The sequence below is a fragment of the Sporosarcina sp. ACRSM genome (assembly GCF_022346545.1).
Lineage (GTDB): Bacteria > Bacillota > Bacilli > Bacillales_A > Planococcaceae > Sporosarcina.
The window spans coordinates 263,480-285,634 of the sequence record NZ_JAKRNU010000003.1 but is presented as its reverse complement, the minus strand read 5'-3'; the positions used below and the strand labels follow the sequence as shown (position 1 = coordinate 285,634).

General features: G+C 44.7%; 19 protein-coding genes. 7 read left to right on the top strand and 12 right to left on the bottom strand.

The genetic code is table 11. The features are described from left to right. Positions 1 to 382 precede the first annotated feature (382 nt). Entirely contained in the window at positions 383 to 2,212 is a 1,830-nt protein-coding gene (locus MHZ95_RS07065) for an ABC transporter ATP-binding protein (protein WP_239389902.1), read from the bottom strand. Continuing rightward, the gene (locus tag MHZ95_RS07060; protein WP_239389901.1) at positions 2,193 to 3,935 is read right to left on the bottom strand and encodes an ABC transporter ATP-binding protein; all 1,743 of its coding nucleotides are present in this window, start codon (positions 3,933 to 3,935) and stop codon (positions 2,193 to 2,195) included. The genes MHZ95_RS07065 and MHZ95_RS07060 overlap by 20 nt, the downstream gene beginning before the upstream one ends. A 281-nt stretch (positions 3,936 to 4,216) precedes the next feature. On the opposite strand from MHZ95_RS07060, the gene MHZ95_RS07055 reads away from it, so the two are divergent. From MHZ95_RS07055 to MHZ95_RS07040, 4 genes are read left to right on the top strand one after another with little or no spacing between them, the layout of a single operon-like run. Then, positions 4,217 to 4,603 carry a GntR family transcriptional regulator gene (locus tag MHZ95_RS07055; RefSeq protein WP_239389900.1) on the top strand — a complete coding sequence of 129 codons (387 nt, stop codon included), beginning with the start codon at positions 4,217 to 4,219 and terminating at the stop codon, positions 4,601 to 4,603. Beyond that, the gene (locus MHZ95_RS07050; RefSeq protein WP_239389899.1) at positions 4,590 to 5,498 is read left to right on the top strand and encodes an ATP-binding cassette domain-containing protein; all 909 of its coding nucleotides are present in this window, start codon (positions 4,590 to 4,592) and stop codon (positions 5,496 to 5,498) included. Before MHZ95_RS07055 ends, MHZ95_RS07050 begins: the two co-directional genes overlap by 14 nt. Continuing rightward, entirely contained in the window at positions 5,470 to 6,210 is a 741-nt protein-coding gene (locus MHZ95_RS07045; protein ID WP_239389898.1) for a hypothetical protein, read from the top strand. The genes MHZ95_RS07050 and MHZ95_RS07045 overlap by 29 nt, the downstream gene beginning before the upstream one ends. Continuing rightward, entirely contained in the window at positions 6,207 to 6,920 is a 714-nt protein-coding gene (locus MHZ95_RS07040; RefSeq protein WP_239389897.1) for a hypothetical protein, read from the top strand. Before MHZ95_RS07045 ends, MHZ95_RS07040 begins: the two co-directional genes overlap by 4 nt. 26 nt (positions 6,921 to 6,946) lie before the next feature. On the opposite strand, the gene MHZ95_RS07035 is transcribed toward MHZ95_RS07040, so the two are convergent. Next, a complete protein-coding gene (locus MHZ95_RS07035; RefSeq protein WP_239389895.1) occupies positions 6,947 to 7,849 on the bottom strand; it encodes a DMT family transporter in 903 nt (300 codons plus the stop codon). Between the two features lie 297 nt (positions 7,850 to 8,146). On the opposite strand from MHZ95_RS07035, the gene MHZ95_RS07030 reads away from it, so the two are divergent. Next, complete coding sequence (locus MHZ95_RS07030) at positions 8,147 to 9,799, top strand: sensor domain-containing protein (RefSeq protein ID WP_239389894.1); 1,653 nt, start codon at positions 8,147 to 8,149, stop codon at positions 9,797 to 9,799. Positions 9,800 to 9,847: 48 nt separating this feature from the next. On the opposite strand, the gene MHZ95_RS07025 is transcribed toward MHZ95_RS07030, so the two are convergent. The 8 genes from MHZ95_RS07025 to MHZ95_RS06990 form a co-directional block, all read right to left on the bottom strand. Beyond that, positions 9,848 to 10,300, bottom strand: a complete 453-nt coding sequence (locus MHZ95_RS07025; protein ID WP_239389893.1) for a threonine/serine exporter family protein — start codon at positions 10,298 to 10,300, stop codon at positions 9,848 to 9,850. 20 nt (positions 10,301 to 10,320) lie between these two features. Further along, positions 10,321 to 11,067 carry a threonine/serine exporter family protein gene (locus tag MHZ95_RS07020; RefSeq protein WP_239389892.1) on the bottom strand — a complete coding sequence of 249 codons (747 nt, stop codon included), beginning with the start codon at positions 11,065 to 11,067 and terminating at the stop codon, positions 10,321 to 10,323. 690 nt (positions 11,068 to 11,757) lie between these two features. Continuing rightward, complete coding sequence (locus tag MHZ95_RS07015) at positions 11,758 to 13,674, bottom strand: beta-propeller domain-containing protein (protein WP_239389891.1); 1,917 nt, start codon at positions 13,672 to 13,674, stop codon at positions 11,758 to 11,760. 114 nt (positions 13,675 to 13,788) lie between these two features. Further along, a complete protein-coding gene (gene phnX, locus MHZ95_RS07010) occupies positions 13,789 to 14,610 on the bottom strand; it encodes a phosphonoacetaldehyde hydrolase (RefSeq protein WP_239389890.1) in 822 nt (273 codons plus the stop codon). Then, positions 14,607 to 15,701: a 2-aminoethylphosphonate--pyruvate transaminase gene (gene phnW / locus MHZ95_RS07005; protein ID WP_239389889.1), complete on the bottom strand. Its 1,095-nt coding sequence runs from the start codon at positions 15,699 to 15,701 to the stop codon at positions 14,607 to 14,609. Before phnW ends, phnX begins: the two co-directional genes overlap by 4 nt. Before the next feature lie 18 nt (positions 15,702 to 15,719). Next, positions 15,720 to 16,697, bottom strand: coding sequence for an ABC transporter substrate-binding protein (locus MHZ95_RS07000; RefSeq protein ID WP_239389973.1), 978 nt, complete (start codon positions 16,695 to 16,697; stop codon positions 15,720 to 15,722). Between the two features lie 22 nt (positions 16,698 to 16,719). Next, entirely contained in the window at positions 16,720 to 18,339 is a 1,620-nt protein-coding gene (locus MHZ95_RS06995; RefSeq protein ID WP_239389888.1) for an ABC transporter permease subunit, read from the bottom strand. Then, positions 18,332 to 19,084: an ABC transporter ATP-binding protein gene (locus MHZ95_RS06990; protein ID WP_239389887.1), complete on the bottom strand. Its 753-nt coding sequence runs from the start codon at positions 19,082 to 19,084 to the stop codon at positions 18,332 to 18,334. The genes MHZ95_RS06995 and MHZ95_RS06990 overlap by 8 nt, the downstream gene beginning before the upstream one ends. A gap of 217 nt (positions 19,085 to 19,301) precedes the next feature. On the opposite strand from MHZ95_RS06990, the gene MHZ95_RS06985 reads away from it, so the two are divergent. Further along, entirely contained in the window at positions 19,302 to 20,063 is a 762-nt protein-coding gene (locus MHZ95_RS06985) for a DeoR/GlpR family DNA-binding transcription regulator (protein WP_239389886.1), read from the top strand. A 54-nt stretch (positions 20,064 to 20,117) separates the two neighbouring features. Here MHZ95_RS06985 and MHZ95_RS06980 read toward each other — a convergent pair whose 3' ends face one another. Then, the gene (locus tag MHZ95_RS06980) at positions 20,118 to 20,831 is read right to left on the bottom strand and encodes a TerC family protein (protein ID WP_239389885.1); all 714 of its coding nucleotides are present in this window, start codon (positions 20,829 to 20,831) and stop codon (positions 20,118 to 20,120) included. 279 nt (positions 20,832 to 21,110) lie between these two features. Here MHZ95_RS06980 and MHZ95_RS06975 point away from each other — a divergent pair, with 279 nt between their 5' ends. Then, positions 21,111 to 21,992, top strand: a complete 882-nt coding sequence (locus MHZ95_RS06975) for an SDR family oxidoreductase (protein WP_239389884.1) — start codon at positions 21,111 to 21,113, stop codon at positions 21,990 to 21,992. Positions 21,993 to 22,155 lie beyond the last annotated feature (163 nt).

The following is a 22,155-nucleotide window of genomic DNA, read 5'->3' as shown; positions in this document are numbered from 1 at the left end:
TGCGGAAATCTTTGATCACTCTCACACACCGTATGAGCGCGCACGAAAATCTTTGATCACTCTCACTCCCCGTATGAGCGCACGCGAAAATCTTTGATCACCCTAACACCCCTTATGAGCGCCTGCGGAAATCTTTGATCACTCTCACACACCGTATGAGCGCGCACGAAAATCTTTGATCACTCTCACACCCCGTATGAGCGCGCACGAAAATCTTTGATCACTCTTACACCTCTTATGAGCGCGCACGAAAATCTTTGATCACTCTCACACACCTTATGAGCGCGCGTGGCAAACTTTGATCTCCCTAACACACCTTATGAGCGCCCCCAACACTCCACAGAGCGATTAAACACTGTATTCACAGCATCATTCTCCCCATTCAAACCTTCGATTCCTTCAACATATTGTAATAAACGCCTTGCTGCTTGATCAGTTCTTCCTGTGTGCCGGATTCGATCAGTTTGCCTTGCTCCATGACATAGACTTGATCCGCTTTTCGCACGGTATTCAGTCGATGGGCAATGACAAAACTGGTTCTGCCTTCCATGAGACGATCAAGCGCTTCTTGAATCTCCAGTTCGGTTACGGTATCGATGCTGCTGGTCGCTTCATCGAGAAGTAGTAGGACGGGATCGGCTACGAGAGCTCTGGCGATGGATAATAATTGCTTCTGCCCTTGCGAAATTTCGCCGCCATCCGCTGTCAACACCGTATCATAGCCGTTTTCCAACCGGCTGATAAAGTGATGGGCATTCGCTTTTTTCGCGGCTTCCACCACTTCTTCATCTGTCGCATCCAATTTTCCATAGCGAATATTTTCGCGGACGGTCGCTTCGAAGAGAAACGGATCTTGCAGGACAAAAGCGATTTGGCTACGCAACGTTTGGCGTGGCAATTCCCCGATCGGAATGCCATCGATCAAGATGGTCCCTTTATCCGCTTCGTAAAATCGGGCGAGCAACTGCATGACCGTCGTCTTCCCGGCACCTGTTGCTCCAACAAAGGCCGCCGTTTCCCCCGCTTTCACGTGGAATGAAACATCGTCGACCGTGTAGCCATCCGTTTCTACAGCGTAACCGAAAGAAACGTTGCGGAATTCGACATCCCCTTGGAGAATCACTCCTTGATGCCCCGTTGCTTCGTCCTTCTCTTCGGGCTCATCCATAATCTTAAAAACACGCTCCGCACCTGCAATCGCAGAGAGTACCGTGTTGAATTGATTGGCCAAATCATTGAGAGGCCGTGTGAACTGCCGGGCAAATTCTGCAAAGATGACGATTGTCCCCACAGTCACAACGCCGTCGCCTTTCAACGCCAATAAGCCGCCAACCCCTGCGACAATTGCGAAACTTGCGTTGTTCAGCATATTCATCACTTTGGGAATAAAACCGGAATACGTCTGCGCCCAAAAACCGGTTCGGCGCAGACGTTCACTTTTTTGCGCAAACTCTTCCAATACACGCGCTTCCTGGGAAAATGCTTTAACGATGCGTTGTCCGGAAATCGTCTCTTCAATCATTCCGTTCAATTCGCCGACCGCCCGTTGCTGTTCTCTGAATAATAATCCGGTCCGCCTCGTGATCCAGCGCATCGCCGTGAACATAACCGGGACAATGATCATCGTCAACACGGTTAGCAACGGACTTAAATAAAGCATCACCGCCAAAGTTCCCGTCAATGTCAAGATACTTGAAAACACTTGGATGAACGATGAATTCAACGTTTGACTGACATTTTCGATGTCATTTGTCAGCCGACTCATCAATTCGCCGTGCTGTCGCTTATCAAAAAACGGGACCGGCAATTTCTGCAAATGTGCAAACAGACCGGTCCGTAAACGAAACACAGTTTGCTGTGCAATGCCAACCATCCAGTAATTCTGAAAATACATCGCGGAAGACAATCCGCAATAAATCGCAATGAGCAGACCAATTTTTGCACCTAAGCCGTCAACTTGCATCGGTATGATATGCGTATCAATAATTTTCCCGATCAGAATCGGGCCAAGAAGTGCCAAAATTGAACTGACAAACACGAGTGCGAGGACTGCAATGAGGTATCCCCGCTGTTCATCGACCAATTTCCAAATTCGGTAAAGGGTAGATCGCCAATCGTTTGCGCGTTCTTTCTTCTTCCTCCCGGCACCTTTCAGATCCTTTTTTTGAATGATCGGTTCATAGCCGAACGGTTTACGAATGGTCCGTAGCATCCGGGGCCACCTCCCCTTCCGTTTGGGATTCCGCAATTTTCCGATGAAGTGCGGACTGTTCCATCAATTCTTCATGCGTTCCATAGCCGACCACTTCCCCTTCATCAAGAAGAAGGATTTTATCCGCACCTTGCGCTGTCCGAATTTTTTGCGTCACCACAAGCATCGTGGCCGTTTCTCCTTCCAGTGCATCCCATAAGGCCGTTTCGGTTTTCACGTCAAGTGCGCTCGTGCTATCGTCCAAAATGAGCAAGGACGGTTTGCGAACAAGGGCCCGCGCAATGGAAAGCCGCTGTTTCTGCCCACCGGACAAGTTAACCCCTTTTTGCCCGACACGTGTGCCATATTTTTGCGGGAACAAGTCGATGGACTCATGGATCTGCGCTTTCTTGGCCGCCTCTTCCAACTCATCCACATGTGCTTCTGCGTCTCCCCACGCCAAATTCTCCAAGATGGACCCTGTGAATAACACGGATTGTTGTGGCACCAGTCCGATTGTGGCGCGCAACTCTTTTAACGACCATTCCGCCACATCCACGCCACTGACATAAATTTTCCCTTCTGTCGCTTCGAAAATTCGGGGAATCAAATTCAGCAAAGTCGATTTTCCGGAACCCGTCGCACCCATAATCGCCAGTTTTTCACCCGGAGACACATGAAAAGAGATATTTTTCAATATCGGTTCGGCTTTTCCAGGGTAATGGAACGACACATTTTCAAACCGTAACTCGCCTTCCATGGAATCAAATCCCGAGCTTTCCGAACGATCTTTTTCCAAGTTTTCATCCGTCTGCAGCACTTCTTCGATCCGCTCGGCGGAAGCCTTCGCGCGGGAGAACGCGATGATAATAAAAGAAAACATCGAAAATGAACCCGTCATCCGCATCGCATAGTTGACGATGGCCACCAGTTCTCCCACTTGCACGCCACCATCACGCACTTCCACCGCTCCGAACCAAAGAACCGCCATGAGACTCACATTCATAACGAGCAATAAAATCGGTAAAATCATTTCCATCATGCGCATCGCTTTCACTGTGTCTTTCCGAAGCAAGTCGGACACCTTTGAAAAGCGACTCGCCTCATACATACAGCGTAAATACGCTTTGATCAATCTGACCGCCTGCAAATTTTCCTGAATGACCCGGTTGACCCGATCCAATCTCCGCTGTACTTGTGCAAAATAGCGGACCCCTTTTCTTGTCATGAACACAAGGAAAACCAGCAGAAATGGCGCCGCAATCACTAAATAAAAAGCCAGCTTCGCATCAACGACAAAAGCCATCACCAAGCTGCCGATCACGAGTAACGGTGCGCGCATCATAATGCGCAGCCCCATGAACAGCACATTCTGTACCATCGTCACGTCACTCGTCAAACGTGTAATCAGGCCCGCCGTCGGAAACCGTAAAAAAGTGGCCATGGAAAATGCTTGGATTTGCCGGAATAACGCTAACCGCAAATCAAAACCGAAACTTTGTGCAACATGAGCAGCAAAATAAGAATTGACCACCCCGGACACGAGCGCGACAAACGCAAGAGCCATCATGGCGCTTCCCCACGTCCAAATAACCCCCTCATTCCCTGTCACAATGCCATCATCAATAATTTTCGCGATCAGCAATGGCTGAATCAGCTCGACGGACAATTCGATGAGCATCAGGCAGAGCGCTATGACGATCGGCCATTTATATGGTTTTGCATAAGAAAATACCTTTCTCACCCCATCGCCCCCAAAACCCTTTCGATTTACGAATTAATTTCATAGTCCTTATTATGCCATAGGGATAGAGGGGTGTATAGCTGACCAACCCATTTACAACAGACAAGCATAATCGAACCCGTGGCGGTCATAAACACCTCCGCGACGAGCATAAGGCGTCCTCTGCCGGTTGTAATAGGAAACGACATATGCCAAATCAAAATATATGCGTTGATTTTTATCTCCAAATAGCATATAGTACATTACAACAGTAATGCACTGATTAACAGGAGGTGACGCGGATGCTCGATATGGATGATGCAAAGCCGATTTACGTTCAAATTGCGGAATGGATTGAAAAAGGCATTATCGATGGCACACTCCAAGCCGACGAAAAAGTTTATTCACAATACCAGCTTGCGGAGCTTTTCAATATTAACCCGGCGACTGCAGGCAAAGGGCTCACCTTGTTGCTCGACGCTGAAATTGTGTATAAGCGCCGGGGTCTTGGCACGTTTGTTTCGCCGAATGCACGGACAAAACTGCTTGCGAAACGGAAACAAGATACTTTACAAAAACTCATTAAAGAATTGCTGAACGAAGCAGAGTTGCTCGATGTCGATGACAAACAATTACTGTCCATGATCGATGCAGAGCGGAAAAGGAGGGAATCACATGACAGTCATTGAGTTCCACAATGTAAAAAAATCATTCAAGTTCAATACAGTCTTGAATGATCTCAATTTCACGATTGAAAAAGATGTATTGACCGGAATCATCGGTCGGAACGGGGTTGGTAAATCGACGCTGATGAAAATAATTGCAGGCTTCATCAAGGAATCAAGCGGGGACGTGCAAGTTTTCGGGGAGCATCCTTTCAATAGTTTAAAAGTGTCGGCGAATTCGATTTTCATCGACGACACGATGAGTTTTCCAGAGAAATTGAATTTAACAGACATTTTACGAGAGGCAAAGCGCTTTTACAGCAACTGGGATGCCCCGCTTGCTGAGCGGCTTTTCGAGTACTTCAGCTTTCATCCGAATGCCCATTACAGCCAGCTATCCAAAGGTAAAAAGAATACGTTCAATGCCATTATCGGCATCGCAGCCCATTGCCCGCTCACGATTTTCGATGAGCCGACAAACGGCATGGATACAGCCGTGCGTAAAGATTTTTACCGTGCATTATTAAAAGATTATCTCGCGCATCCGCGGACGATTTTATTATCCATCCATCATCTGGAAGAAATCGAGGACTTATTGGAAGATATTTTGCTCATCCATAACGGCACTGCTCACTTCCACGGCCCCATTACAGAACTCCAAGAGATGTACGTAAAACTAGTTGGCCATCCACAGCACTTGCCCGTCCATCTGACGAACAAAAAAGTGAAAGAGCAAAAAACAACTGGCTTATCCAGTGAAGCAATCGTGGAAAACAAATTCTCTACGGAGGAAAAAGCTCGTTTGACAGAGGATGGCATTAAAATAATCCCCGTTTCAGCCAATGACGCATACTTGCAACTCACAAAGGGAACGAAAGGAGGAATCGACGATGTATTTGACAGAACCGCGACTCATTGATGTTGTGAAACAGCAATTCCGCTATAAATTGAATGCCTATACAGGCGTATTTACATCTTTACTCGTCATGCAGCTGATCGGGATTTTTATAAGTTTCGAAAATAGTAGTAGCATGGGCTTAGGTTCTTTGACGATCATCCAGAGATTTTCTTCGAATGATGCTGCTGTTGGTTTCACATTGATATGGGCGTTGTCCATGGGGATTCTTTTGACAACGATTGCCCATCGCAACGATGCATTCTCATTTGTATCCAACCGGATGAGCCACCATCTTGCGAGCATCCTATTTCTGTTATCGATTTCTACAATCGGAGGGATTACGGCAAGCCTTTCCGGCTCACTGATCCAATTTGTCACGATGATTCGGAACCATTCCGCCATCATTGAATCCGCTGGTATGTTCGACACACCATATGACTTTTCCATCCGTATTTTGACGGCCATTCTATACACAGTGTTATTTGCAGGCCTAGGGTATATGATCGGGGCTTTCATCCAGCGAAGCAAACTCGTCATTCCACTCATTCTCGTCGCCATTTTCGTTTTCCCTTATTTTCTACTGGGCATAGGGGGAGGCTTTTTGGAAGAAGTAGTGTTGTTCTATGGTGCGGAAACGTCATTTCTACTCTTTCTTCTAAAAGTGTCGTGCACTGTAGCTGCCTTTTTCATCATTTCAATGGCCATTACGAATAAAATGGAGGTGAGAAAATGATCGCCTTCATGCCCATTCTTTTGTTAATATTGCTTGTGTTAGGCGCAGTATATGGCGGCATACGTGTTCGACCGAAAATGTGGCAGATGAACCGAAAAATGACCTATGTTTTTTTCAGCGCCTATGTCGTGATTCTCCTTCTTGCAACGATAGCCATCAGTGTCATGGATAAGACTTCTTCTGCCGAATATCCACAACAGCTTACAATGAAAGAAGCCGATCAAATCGATCAGAGTTTACGTGATAAAATACTGAGCAAAGACCTTTCGTCCATCGACCCTTCGCTCATTTTAGAAAGCCGGACACATCCGACAGGAGAAACGTTACGATTAAAAAATGCTACTTATGATAGCTACGATGAACCTCCTTCCATTTATATCGAAAGGAAAAGTGAACACGACGACTTAATCGAAGAGACGATTTACAAGCCGCTCTTCATTGCGGATAACCTCGATTTCTCTGATCTCATGGGCTATGCGCTTCCCGAATGGAATCGGGACGAAGTCGTTTTCCATTCGCCTCCCGAAAAAGAAATTGTCTATACGTCTTATCAAGATGCTTATCTATTGAGTCAATTCACTAAAACACAGGCGGAAAAACGTGGCAATTTCGGTGGCATGTCGCGGCAAATCATCGTCCACCTGCTCGTCCCGGCCTCTACCGAAATCGAGGCGGATGACAGCCTAATGATCTCTTATTTGGAAGACTAAAGAAAGAACAATAGGGAGCCGCTTCCCTATTGTTCTTTCGCCTTCCCTCCCGCAATGGAAAGCCAAGTCACCCCGCCCAGCATAATGATGGCTCCTGCGGTTTGCCAGATGCCGAGCATTTGCCCGAGCCAGAGGACGGATATGACCATCGCTGTCAGTGGTTCAAAACTAGATAAAACACTCGTCTCCACAGGCGATATATATTTCATGCTCGCCAAGAACAGCACGAACGCCAACGTTCCGACGATAATGACAAGGACCAGCATCCCCGCCATCCTCCATTCCAGCAAATGATGGAGTTCCTTGAAAAATGTCACGCTATTCATCGCAAAGAGCACCAGTCCGCCAATGAGCATCGCCCAGCCGACCATCAACAGCACGCCCCACTCCTGCATCAGACGGACAGGATACAAGGTGTAAAAGGCAAACGCCAAGCCGACGACAATTCCCCAGAACAACGCTATCTTACTGAGCGTGAAGCCCGCTAACGATCCATTCGTCAGCAATAAAAACAATCCTATAAATGTCACGGCAATCCCGAGCACTTGTGCAATCGGCGGCCATGCTTTTTGTCTCAATGAAATAAAAAGTATAATATAAATGGGCGCGAGAAATTGAAACAGTGTCGCAATCACTGCATTACTTTCGTCAATCGACGCCAAAAATGCATATTGGACACCCAGCATTCCGAATACCCCAAAAATGACCAATTGCCGGACCCACACTTTTTGGCGTAACGGAAGCGTAATTTTTTGACCTTTTATTTTCAAAAAAGCAAGGATTAACAAACCAGCTAACAAGAGACGGATAATGAGCACGGAAGGAACAGACATCCCACTATTCACAAGAATCCATTCCAACATGGGGCCAGATGCTCCCCAAAATATGCCCCCTAATACAATCATCACAATACCTTTTAATCGACCCATCTCTTCACCTCTACCTCTATACTACTCTCCATTTGCATTTTTTGTATGCGATCTTATATTTAAAACCCTAGACTGAATGAACTTTACGAATCATCAACAATTACAGTAATTCGTTAGGAATTGTTACAATTATGATGTACACTTAGAAGATGTGTTTTATAATAGAACGTATCTAAGTATGCCTTGCTAGATTTTCAACAGCCACTTATGGAAGTGGTGACTTCTGTAGCTGACGCATTGCTTTCAGTACAAAAAGATTTGCTGAATCAAGTTAAATTGACTGAAGGAGACATCGATATGAAAACGGAGAACGGACAATTCATACTGGAATTTCCGGACATCATGAAAAGTCTTGAACAATTTTATATGGTGACCCGAACAGATGCTGACGGTATGATCACTTATGCCAATAAAAATTTTCTCACCACGAGCAAATGGACACCGAAAAGGATTCTCGGAAAAAGTTTTTGGCACATGTTTCCCGAAACGGAAAGTGGCCAAAACCAAGCCCATGAGATTTGGGTTAGTCTAAGCCGTGGGAAAACATGGTTTGGCACAGCTGAAAAAATGACCCGCTCCGGCGAACCTTATTTTGTCACGATGCTAGCCATTCCCGTACAACAATCAGACGACAAACAATTCTCCCACACTTTTTTGGAACTCGATATTACGAACGATATCCAGCTGCGCGATCAGCTTCAGCAAGTCGCATTCATCGACTTTGAAACAGGCTTGATGAGCCGCTACAAATTGGAGTTGACCGCCAATACATATATCGAGGAAGGAAAGCACTTCTCTTTCGTATTTATCAACATCGATCACTATTATACATTGAAAGACCTGCATTCGTATGAATTGGAAAAAGAACTTGTGAAATCATTTTCCAATCGATTGAAAAGATATTTTCAAAACAACCCGATTGCCAGAGTAGGTGTCAACGAGTTTGTCGTCCTTACTCCTTTTGGCGATTGGTATATCCAAGGTTTTCTGGATTTCTTGGAGCAGCAACCGATCTACATCGACCATAAGGCATTGCCTTTATCGATTAGTGGAGGGATTGTCCGTTATCCTGAAGATCAAAAGACGTATACGCATTTGATGATGACGGCGCTAACCGCCACAAAAGAAGTGATCCAGCAAGGAGGCCGAAAAATCGTCTCCATGTCCTCCAAAATGCATCAGGAACTGAATCGACGGGCTATGATTGATCGAAAAATGCTTACAGCGCTCAATCTGAATAATTTTCAAGTCGTCTACCAGCCACAACTGGATATTGCATCCGGTCGATTTACAGTCTTCGAAGCCTTAGTCAGATGGGAAGACGACGAGCTCGGTAATATTTCACCCGACGAACTGATCCCGATTGCTGAAGAAAACGGCCTGATTCTTGAAATTGGTGCATTTGTGCTGGAAGAAGCGACAAAACTGGCCATTGAGTGGGATCAAAAAGGACAGCCTATCCAGCTTTCCGTCAATTCCTCGGTCCGGGAATTCAGCCATTCCCGTATGAAAGATCGAATCACTGATATCCTTGCAGCCACCGGATGCCCTCCCAATCGGATCCAACTCGAAATCACGGAGAATTTTGCTTTTCAAGCCGAAGAAGAACAATCCATCTTTCGTCAGATGAAAGAATTGCAAGAACAAGGCATTGAATTTGTGTTGGATGATTTCGGAACGGGCTATGCTTCCTTCCGGTATATGCAACAGCTGCCCATCTCCAAAATCAAAATCGACCGGATTTTCACGAACTCCTTACTAACACATCCTAAAACACAGCAGTTAGTGGAAGGGATGATCCAGTTCGGTAAATCGATGGGACTGTATGTCATCGCAGAAGGCGTCGAAACGAAAGAACAGTTCGAGCTATTAAAAGAAATGGGCGTTGACGCTGTTCAAGGATATTATATCGGCCTACCTGTCACGGCAGACAACATCCAATTTGAATAAAAACAAAGATAAAACGGAATGCCTTTTCCAATCAGGCACTCCGTTTTTTCACATGATCCTTTTCCCCTTTTTTGCAATCGAACGGAAAATCAATTGGATGATGACTTCCGCAAAAACAAGCCCCATCGCAATGGCGCCTGACACCATAAAGGCGCGAGAGGCAAATGAAATCGCCGATAAATAATCGTTCTCCACCGTATGACGCATCGCATTATACGCCATTCCACCCGGTACAAGCGGAATAATTCCCGCCACGCTGAAAATGATCATCGGCATCCGGAACCGACGTGCAAAAATATGAGCCACAATCGCAACGACAAACGCCCCAAGAAACGAAGCTTGCATCGGATCATCGGACCATCCGACATAGACGCTATACATGAGCCACCCTGTCATCCCGACCAACCCACAGTAAAACAACATTCTGCGCGGCGCATTAAACAGGATGCCGAATCCTGCAGCCGCGAGGAAACTAAGCATCCCCTGTACGATCCAAGTCAAACCTTGCTTCACCTTCTCTCCTAAAAAGAAAACACCAATGCTACTCCTGCGCCGATGGCAAATGCGGTGAGGAAGGCTTCCGCCCCTTTTGACAAGCCCGACACAAAATGCCCAGCCATCAAATCCCTGACCGCATTCGTAATCAAAAGTCCGGGGACAAGCGGCATCACCGATCCGATAATTATCTTATCGAGCTCTGTACCAAGACCTGTCTGCACAGCAAAGTATCCGATCAACCCAATAAAAAGCGCCGCAATGAACTCAGCGAAAAACTTCACCTTCGTTAACTCCTGAATAACGATTACAATACTATAACCGACACCCCCGGCAACGATTGAAGCGGGAACATCCCCCCAGACACCTTCATACAAAACTAAGAAACAGCCGCTCGCAATAGCGGCAGCTATGATTTGCAACCATAACGGAAACGTGACATACCCTCTTTCGATTTCCCGTAATTTGGCATAAGCCTGTTCCAAGGTATATTCACCCGAAGACAACTTACGAGATACATCATTCACCAAGGCCACTTTTTCCAAATCCGTCGATCGATTCTTAATACGAATCAGTTTTGTATGATAAGGATTTCCCGGCGTGAAGATGATCCCCGTCGGTGTGACAAAACTCTGAGTGGAAGGAAGTTGTTGAGTTTCAGCCATGCGCTCCATCGTATCTTCCACCCGGTATGTTTCTGCGCCAGCTTCCATCATCAGGCGCCCAGCCAACAAACAACACTCGATCGCTAGTTCTTTATCAACAACGGACATGTTACGCCTCCCGCGAAAGCTCTTTTCCATTATCTTATCGAAGGAAAGCGTAAATGACAACGAACTGAAGCCGAAAACATCGCCTCATTATTTCCCTTTTTATAAGCGCGAGGAGTGGTGTTTTGAGCGTTGAAGGCTTACTTTGATCACGTAGCGCTTTCTTTGAGCGTTGGAGGATGACTTTGAGCGCACGACGAGTTCTTTGAGCGCTGGTGGATGACTTTGATCACAAGACGAGTTCTTTGAGCGCTAGGGGTTTACTTTGATCACGTAGCGCTTTCTTTGAGCGTTGGAGGATGACTTTGAGCGCACGACGAGTTCTTTGAGCGCTAGAGGATGACTTTGATCACACGACGAGTTCTTTGAGCGCTGGTGCATTACTTTGATCACATGGCGAAATCTTTGAGCGCTAGATTCTTACTTTGATCACATGGCGGACTCTTTGAGCGCTGGTGCATTACTTTGATCACACGGCGAAATCTTTGAGCGCTAGATTCCTACTTTGATCACATGGCGTATTCTTTGAGCGCCGGCGGCCTACTTTGATCACGCGACGCTTTCTTTGAGCGCTGGCGGCCTACTTTGATCACGCAACGAGTTCTTTGAGCGCTGGATTCCGACTTTGATCGCGCAACGCCTAATCAAATTGAAAAGGTCCGGCACAAGGCCGGACCTTTTCACATTTCCCTATCAATCAATCTTCACATTTCCAATCGGCTCAAATGTATCGAGGGAGTAGTTATTGATTTCCTTCATGGAAAGGGTGTAAAGTTCGTCTTTACTGTACAGCATGCGCTGGACTTCCTTTTCCCACTCGCCATATTGTTCCCCTGCTTTTTTCGCTTTTACTAGGTCACCTTTCAAGACAATGCCTTTTTCAGGTGTAATTTCATAGACGAGCGCACCGGACCCTTGGTAATCTACATAATGTTCTTTCTCGCTTTCGCTATAGGTAACGACTGGGAAGCCATAGAGATTCCGTTCCTTATGCTGGAATAGCGCTTTGTGATCATACTGAATTGGTGAGTAGGTTCCTCGCCCGCCAATAATCTCCGTATCCTTCTCTTTCGGATTTTCAAAATCAGTCACATCGAATAGGGAGACTTTCATGCCCATCGTTAAAATCAGCGGTTCGTTGCCTCCCGGATTTTTCTTCGCTACCGTTTCATAGCCGAATCCGATCAGATGATTTTCATCCAGTGGATGCAAGTAGTTGCTGAAGCCCGGGATTTTCAATTCTCCGAGTACTTTCGGAGCAGCCGGGTCTGCTACATCAATGACAAAGAGCGGATCGGTTTCACGGAATGTGACCATATATGCTTTGTCGCCCATGAAGCGGGCGGAATAGATGCGCTCTCCTTTTGCCAGTCCTTCCACAGAACCGGTGACGTTCAGCTTTTCATCCAAAATGAAGAGATGGTTTTTGGACGGGTTTTTTTCATCCCACATATTACCTTCCGTTGTGACCACCCGGAAATGGCCGTTATGCTCATCCATTGAAAACTGATTGAGCAAATGTCCTTTCAACTTAGCCGAACTGTCGAATTTGACAGTCGTCCCATCCAATGTGAATTTGAATAATTCACTATTGGCATTCCCTGGATTCCAAATCATCGAACTAGAGGTAGCATCGGAAGACGTGCTAGTTTCATAGATCGTAGACGTCAAGTACAAGTTTTCTTTCGACATATAGAGCTGTTCACTACTGCCAAGATAGCCTTTCGTTACGACTTTATTGTCCACAGGCGATGACAGATCAATTGCAGTAATGACCGAATACGATGGCTCCATCGCGCCCGGTAGAATGGCGATGTCCTTATAATCGATCGGTTCCGGTTGCTCCCCTTCCATAGTATCGAGTACACGAGGACGGAGGGCATCCCCTTCGAGATCCTCCATAATCCAGAAATTCGGTTGAACATTTGTCACCACATAGAGCAAGTCCCCTGTTTTCCGGGCACCATTCAAATAGCCTTCCGCCCCGACTTCCCGAATCAGTTTCGGCTTTTCCGGTTGTTCAACGGAATAAAACCGCAACATTGTCATGCCGTTCATCATTGGCATGATGCGCGCATCTGCTTTTTCGTCATAAGGGTAGGGCTCATATTTACTGCCCAAGACGATCAGGGTTTGCTCATGCAGGAAAAGTTGGCTCGGGTAAAACCCTTCTTCCATGTTAATTTCCGCGGCTTTTTTCATTTTTTTCGGATCACGGATATCTGTGATGACGACTTTGCCATTGCCAAGTGTGGAATAAATGTAATCCCCATCCGTCTTGACCAAGTCCGCTTCGTCGATCCCTTCCACCTGATTATTTGTCGTGGAATGATCTCCAGCTGCGTTCGCCGTATCGCTTGACTCGGATTTCGCAGTTGACTCCGCAGATTCCTGTTCAACCACCCCGGACTGGTTCATCCATGAAAGTTTCTTTTTCGCTTGCTCAAAATACGCTTTCAACTCATCCGCCGATGTGACGGTTTCAATCGTTTCCTGCGACGGCTTTGTTGAAAATGCCGTCACCGTTTCTTTATTGCCCCAAAACATAAACGAGGCGCCTGCAATGGTTACTAAGGCTGTTAAGGCAATCCAAATAGATGATTTCTTCACTATAACCAACCCTTTCTATTTTGTTAGTTATAGGATTAGACTGTGTGGGATCATTTTCGTTACAACAAATTGAAAATTATTTCTGAAAGTTCCCATCCCTATTTCCTAGCAAACTCAATGTTCTATTGAATGGGGTCTGTGTCCTTCTGATAGAAGTTGATTGATCGTAGCGATCAGCTCTGGAAGTTCACGCATTGTTCGGATTGTAAAGTCCGCGCCCTTTTCCTTAAAAACACTTGTCGTTTTAGCAATGATCGCTTCTTGCTCGGATTGTGTCAAAGCCTGATATTCATCCAAGCTTAAGCCCATTTCCGAGCTACCGATCACAACGCCGACTGACCAAACACCCGCGTTCACGCCTTCTTGAATATCTGAAACCGTATCGCCCACTTTGACGACTTTCCACGGAGCGGATAATGTAAGCTGCTCCATATTCCGATAAATCATGTACGGATGCGGTCTACCCAAACCATTCGTATCATCTGCGGTCACATAACAGTCCGGACCATAGCCTTTGTTCAAGGCATTCGGAACGACGACATCCATCATCGTCGCCGTATAGCCTGTTGTTGAGCCAATCTTTAACCCTTGCTTCCGTAAGGCTTCGACTGTCTCAACGACTCCCGGAATTGGATCAGTATAATCAGCTAATGAAGCCATCAATGCAGGCTCAAATTCAGCATACAACTTGTCCACATCTTGCTCACTAAAAGCTCTTCCGTATTTTTCTTCCCATAATGCAGCAACTCTTGGCATGGATAGCATCGCACGGATATGGTCGATTTTCAGCATGCCCATCGGCCCTCTCGCTTCTTCCATCGTGACGTCAATGCCCGCATTTTTAAAGATATCTACAAATACATTAACAGGTGCAAAACAGCCAAAATCCACTGTTGTCCCGGCCCAATCAAAAATAACGCCTTCTACTTTATTCATGCTACCACCACTTTCATATATTCTTCGATAATCGTGCATAATTCGTGGATATCTTCTTCATAGATTTCACCAATATTGCCGATGCGGAATGTATCGACATCCGTCAGCTTGCCTGGATAGATGACATAGCCTCGCTCTTTTACATAGGCATAAAATTGTTCAAAGCTGAATTGTTCACTTGGAAACAGGAAGGTTGTAATGATCGGCGATTGCTTGTCGGCTGATATATAAGCATGGATACCCACTTTTTCCAGTTGCTCTCGCAACAGGTGATTATTCTGTTGATAGCGTGCAAATCTGGCAGGGATGCCGCCTTCTTCCACTAACTCTTCCATCGCCTTCGCGAATGCAGCCACTACATGTGTCGGTGATGTGTAACGCCATTTTCCGTCCTTGTCCATCTCTTTCCATTGGTCGTATAGATCGAGTGACAAACTGCGCGCATTCCCTTCACACGCTTTAAGCTTCTCGAGATTGGCGATGACAAAGCCAAACCCCGGAACTCCTTGAATACATTTATTGGCACTGCTGATCAAATAATCAATCCCTAGCTCAGCCACATCAATGTCGATCCCACCAAAGCTGCTCATCGCATCAATGATCAACGTCTTATCAAATTCCTTCACCAGCTTCGAAATCATATCAAGCGGATTCAAAATCCCTGTCGTGGTTTCACAATGTACCATTACAATATGCGTAATCCGCTGATCTTCTTCTAAAATGCGTCTAATATCCTTTTCCTCTGGGTACTCATTGTAAGCCACGCCGTATTCAACATAATCTAGTCCAATATATTGAGCCATCTTCACAATCCGTTCCCCATACGCGCCATTCGTGACAATTAACACCTTATCTTGTTCACCAATTGCCGTTGTCAGCACAGACTCCACAACGAATGTACCACTTCCTTGCATGAGCACCGTCGTGTATAACTCTTGTGGAGCGGATGCGAATTCAAGCAATTGCGTTCTGATTTTTTGCGTGATGTCTTTATACTCTTGATCCCATGTACAACGGTCTAAAAGCATTTCCTCTTTCACCGTTTTTGTCGTTGTCAATGGACCTGGTGTCAATAATTTATAAGTATTCATTTGCTTCCACTCCTCATTTTATTTAGCAGATTTGAAAAATTCCTGATGTTGTTGTAACAACTCCACCGTTAACGGTTGTTCAAATTTCATGGAATGTGCTGGTTTGTTCACATCGGTCACCGTTTCTCCTTCATAGAGTGCGACCGGATAATGTGTGAGCAACTCTTTTCGGGCATCTTGAATGATGACTTCTGCCATTTCCATTGCTAATGTCGTTGTTGCTTCATCTTTTTTGACAACAGCCACTGATTCTGTCAGTGAAAAATTGCCCTCTATCGGATCGATAAAGTCAATTGGCAAGCCGTTTTCTTTCGCCATCACGGCTTGATAACGCAATCCGAAACCGGCAGCCACTTCTCCCGCTTGCACTTTCTTAATCGGACCTGAACCTGAACTTTCAACATGCGGACCACTATTGGCAACTAATGCTTGCAAAATCGTTTGTCCCTCTTCTTCTCCGTATTGGCTAATGATCGCTTGGATCAACAACCAGCCCGTTGAGGAATCCATAATATTTGGAATGGACACCAGCCCTTGAAATTCCGGTTTTGCTAAATCTTTAATCGATGTGGGTATTGGCAATTCTTTTTGCTTCAGCACTTCTGTATTGACAAAAATGGCACCTGTATTGGCCAAAACCGGTGTATAATACGCTGGATACTCATCTAATGCCGTTGTACTAAATGTTAAATCTTTGAACATCTTATGTTGCTGCTGCGCACTTTCGATGAAATACGAACTCATCGTTACGAGATCAGCCTCGATGTGATCGCCCTCAGCCAGCAGTTTTCCGCCTAATTCCGAAGTACCTACTGATTGAAGCACATATTGCCCTTCGTACCCCGCCCCATCCAATGCACGCTTCATCGCTTCAGACGCTGCTTCATCTCCATTCGTATAAATGATAATTTCCCCTCCGGCGGCTTTGCCGCTACTACAGCCTGCTACGATAGCCAGTAAGCTTAGAATGACTAACGACAGTAAAATCCCCTTCATCTTTTTCACAAAAACAACCTCCTCATAGATGTTTAAGTTTCCTTTTTTGATAATAATCAGCAAGCAATTTTACAGCTAAATTTGTTATGAAAATCAAGATGGATAAGATGAATATTTCATTGAATTTAGCAAAATGTTGCAGCTCTTTAATCTTACTCGCGACTAATGACGTTTGCGCTGTCACTAAAAAGATGATGCCGCTGATGGTGACCATTGCATTGATAAAATAGTAGCTGAACATTTCCACTACGGTCGCCGCTGCGTTGGGAAGGATGACCCGGTAAACGGTTTTGATCCAGCTATCGCCCAATAACTCGCCAGTCGTTTCCCAAGACGGGTTCATCTTCGCTAAAGCGTTTTTCGCCATTAAATAAGGTGTTGTGAAATAATGGACAATGTTACAAAGCACAAGAATAAGAAATGTCCCTTTTAAACTACTGCCATTGAAAAATAGTAAATACGATAGACCTAACACCATGCCGGGCACTGTATTCGTCATCATGGATGTGATGTCCATTGACGATTTCCCTTTTATACCTGTCCGGACATTTAAAACCGCCGAACAAAACGCGATGCACGTACCGAATACGGCTGTCAATAATGCCACGAACAATGAGTTTTTATAAACCGTCGTTAAATCACTCGATTGGAATGTGTCCACAAAATGTTGCAGCGTAAACGATAGATCGTATGGGAAACTGTTGAGAAATGGCGCAATAAACATCACCGCAAAAACGGAAAGCATGCCCGTTACAATCACCGTCGAAATCATCCCAAAGCTAATATCTCTTCCTTTATGTTGCATGGGCTCCATTTCGGTAAACTTGTCATAGTGGAAATTCAATTTCTCGAGATAGTTCAATAACAACACACCAAATACTGCCGGCAGCAACATCAGAACCGCAATGACAGCGCCATGATTAAAATTCGGGATGGAACCGAGCATGACTTGATACAACTGCGTCGCTACGACCGTATACGTCCCTCCGATGGAAGCCGGTATGCCGAAATCCGTAAAACTCAAGATGAAGGACAGAACAAAGGCCCCACCTAAAGTTCCCACTAATGGACGAATAATGGTATTGCTAAAACTCCTTAGGATGCCATCTCCCATCAACTTGGAAACAACGATGAATTTTTTATCGATATACTTGAACGAGTTATGTATGAGCAGAAACGCCGCTGGTACTGTATAGATGACATAGCCGATCAGTAACCCGTTAAATCCGTAAATCTCAAACAGGTTGCGTCCGATGATTTTTGTAAGTAATCCTTGATTACCGAAAGAATAGATAATCGCAAATCCATACGTAATCGTAGGAAGAAGCATCGGAAGCAGAATCCCTATTTTAATCGCCGCTTTTAAAGGTCGGTATATTCTTGTGCAATTGACGGCGTAGGCCAAGGTAAAGGCTAAAACAGTCGTAATAACAGCCGCAAGACCCGAGATTTTAATACTGTTGCCGATGGACATCATCAGCTCCCCATTTGACAGGACTGCCACATAATTCGAGAGATTGAATCCCTCCCCCGTTTCAAATGAACGGACAAACAACACGCCGAGCGGCACAACTAGAAAAGCTGCAAAGAATAATAAGATCGGAATATAAATGGCCCGCATTGCCGGTTTGACATTAGGCATTTTTGTCACCAAATAAGTGATAGATATTTTGTCTCTTGATCTGTAATTGCTTCAAAATAAATTCCTTCACAAAATCATTGCTTGGCTCGTTGATGATTTCATGCGGTGTGCCAAATTGAGCAATCGATCCTTCATTGATGATTAAAATTTTATCCGACAATGTCAGCGCCTCTTCGGGGTCGTGCGTCACAATAATCGTTGTCAGTTTAAATTCTTTGGCAATCGATTGAATGCGTTGTTTAATGGATTCTTTAATGACACCGTCCAATGCGCTCAATGGCTCATCCAATAATAATAGTTTCGGCTTCGTGACCAATGTACGCGCAAGCGCGACCCGCTGTTTCTGACCACCTGACAATTCTCCAATTTTCTTTGTTAAATGGGGCTGCAATCCTAAGAATTCAATGTAATCCTGAAGTTCCTTCTCTGTCACAGTCCCCTTCTTGTTTCTTAATCCATAGACGATATTGTCGTACGCATTTAAATGCGGGAATAACGCGTAATCCTGAAAAACAATATTAAACCCGCGGCGCTTCATGGGAACATTCGTCAAATCCTCGCCATTAAAAATGATTTTGCCGCTGTCCATCTTCGTTAACCCTAAAATAATATTCAATAATGTTGTTTTCCCACTCCCGCTCGGACCTAATAGAGAAACAATCTCCCCTGCCTGAATGTCCAGATGAATCCCATCCAAAACAACTTTTTGATCAAATTGTTTGCCGATGTTTTGTAATTGCAGCAAACGTTCCACCTCCCCGAAACACAACTTTAGTATAAAAGGGGATTGTAAATACACATCATGATTTATGTAAATATCCTGTAAATTATGAACAACTCTTTACTAACTCGTGGTCATATTATGTAGTATTTACATACTCTTTACGCAAGACTGTTGAACAGTTAATGAACAATGCGTACACTTCAATTAAGCGATCTTAAACACAGAGAGAGGTGTCTATATGTTTCCACTGGAGAGACAAAAGAAGATTCTTGATTTACTGATGATAAAAAAAGTCCTTAAAATAGCCGAGCTGGCCAAAGAACTGAATATTTCTGTCGAAACATTACGGAGAGATATCAATCAACTTGCTTCGGAAGGGAAAATCGAAAAAATTTACGGAGGCATTAAATCGGTTGAATCGAATTTCGGGGAGTCCACCATTGATCTACGTATGATCAGTCGGCTAAAGGAAAAAGAACGGATTGCACAAAAATGCAGTGAATCTATTCATGACGGCGATTGCATTTATTTGGATAGCGGCTCAACAACCTACCAAATCGCAAAATATATTAAAAGCAAAAAAAATCTCACTGTTGTAACCAATTCCATTCCCGTAGTAAATGAATTGCTCACAAGTGACGTTGAATTGTTTATTATCGGAGGAAAAATAAGAAAGAATGAACAATCTGTAACCGCCTTTGAATTCTTATTTAATTTTGATGAATTAAATATACTGAAAGCATTTATCTGCGCCAGTGGCATCACTGTTGAAAAAGGGATCTCCGACTACAACTTGGAAGAAGCCATCACCCGAAAAAAAATGATCGAATTATCAAAAGAAGTATATGTGGCCGCTGATAGTACGAAGTTCGATAAAAATGTCACCATCGGGATTGCCCCTCTTGAAAAAATTGACTACATCGTGACAGATCACCTTCCAAAGGAAATCGCTGATCCATTCAAAAATACAAATACAACTTTAATCATTGCAGAATCGTAAAAAAAAGGCTGTCCAGAAAATCAGTTTAAACTGACTTTCTGAACAGCCTTTCCATCAACCGGCTTGATTCACTTCTCTCGTTGCAACTTTTTTATTTGCTAAATAACCTAAGCCCAATACAAGAGCTGTTAAAGCAGCAACGATCAAATATGTAACAACTCCACTTTGGATGTCTAAGAACGCAACTACTTGCTTGTCCTTAAGAATCATCTCGCCTGCCGTCCAAGCAAGAATCCCTGATCCGATATAACCGATCCAGCTATATTTATCCATCGCTTTGACGATAAATTTCGAACCGAAAATCATAATCGGAATACTGATCGCAATACCGACTGCAATCATAATAATATGGCCATCTGCCGCACCTGCAACTGCAATAACATTATCCAGACTCATCACCACATCGGCTAAAATGATTGTCCCAATTGCAGCCTTCAAGCCAGCGTGTGCAGAGATATTCGCATCCTCTTCACCGCCGACAAGCACTTTATAAGCGATCCATAAAAGAAGCAATCCCCCGATCAAATTGACAAAAGGAATTTTCAGTAACCAAACGATGATGATTGCAAATAGGATACGTAGCGCAACAGCCCCACCTGTTCCCCATAAAATTGCTTTGTTTCGCAGTTCTGTTGGTAAATTACGAGTCGCCATCGCGATGACGATCGCATTATCACCAGATAGAACGATATCAATCGCAATAATCTTCAGCAAAGCAATCATTGCTGCTGATGAAATTGTGATTCCCAATAAAGTAGCAAATTCCATTTTTTCTCCTTCTTCCCCTTGATATTTATTGCTGACGTCTACTAACTATTTTGTAATCAATTAATATCTTAATTATGTATAATAGCCCTCTCTATGTTATCAGAATGTCAACTATTTTATAAGCCTTCTTTTATTAAAAGGGTAAAATTCTTTAAAATCATTTTGTTCATAAAAATCAAACGGATATGTGCCGTTCGACACTTCGGCAAGCTGCAAATTGTTTATTGAAATCGATTCGGGGAATAGTTCTTTTAGAGATCAATTGAAGGAGGAATTATTTTGTCACAAGATCAATTTGAAAAAATCAACAACAAAGTGCCCCCGCAAACACAGAACGAGCAACCCGGTATCGAATCGGAAATGCAACCCGAGCCGATCTATGACGATAAAAATTATAAAGGATCAGGTAAATTGAAAGGGAAAAACGCTTTGATTACAGGCGGGGATAGTGGAATTGGACGTGCCGTCGCGGTCGCCTTTGCCAAAGAAGGTGCCAACGTCGCCATCGCCTATCTCGATGAAAAAGAAGACGCAGACGCCGCCAAAACCGTACAGCTTATTGAGGGATATGGTGGAAAAGCGTTAAAAATTCGGATCGATATTAGCGAAGAAGAACATTGCGAGCAACTGATTGACGAAGTCATCGATGAATTAGGCAGCTTGAACATTCTTGTCAACAATGCCGGTAAGCAGTTTCCGCAAAATGATATTTCCGCAATCTCAGCCGATCAACTGCGCGAAACATTCGAAACGAATTTCTTCGGACTATTCTACTTGTCGAAAGCGGCATTGGCCCATATGACCAAAGGGGATACCATCATCAACACCTCTTCCGTCACGGCCTATAACGGTTCAGCAGGGCTGATCGATTATTCGGCGACCAAAGGAGCGATCACTTCATTCACCCGTTCACTCGCACTGAACCTCGCGCCAAAAGGAATCCGCGTTAACGCCGTCGCACCCGGTCCCATCTGGACACCGCTCATCCCAGCGACATTCGATGCACAAAAAGTGGCCCAGCACGGAGCAGACACACCTGTGCAACGCCGCGGTCAACCCGCCGAAAATGCTCCTGCTTATGTATTCCTAGCTTCAGGAGATTCCACTTACATCACAGGTCAGACAATCCACGTCGATGGCGGCGATTTTGTAGGCTCGTAAATAAGGATAAGCCCCTTGAAGAGAATTTCTCCAAGGGGCGTTTTTGGGGTGGAGCGTTGTTTCTTGTTCCACTCTGCACCTGTCATTGCTTTTTCTCAAGCTTACTGATTGATCATTTTACCCAAACCGGCATATATAAATCAATTACGCCTCGGCGTAATTG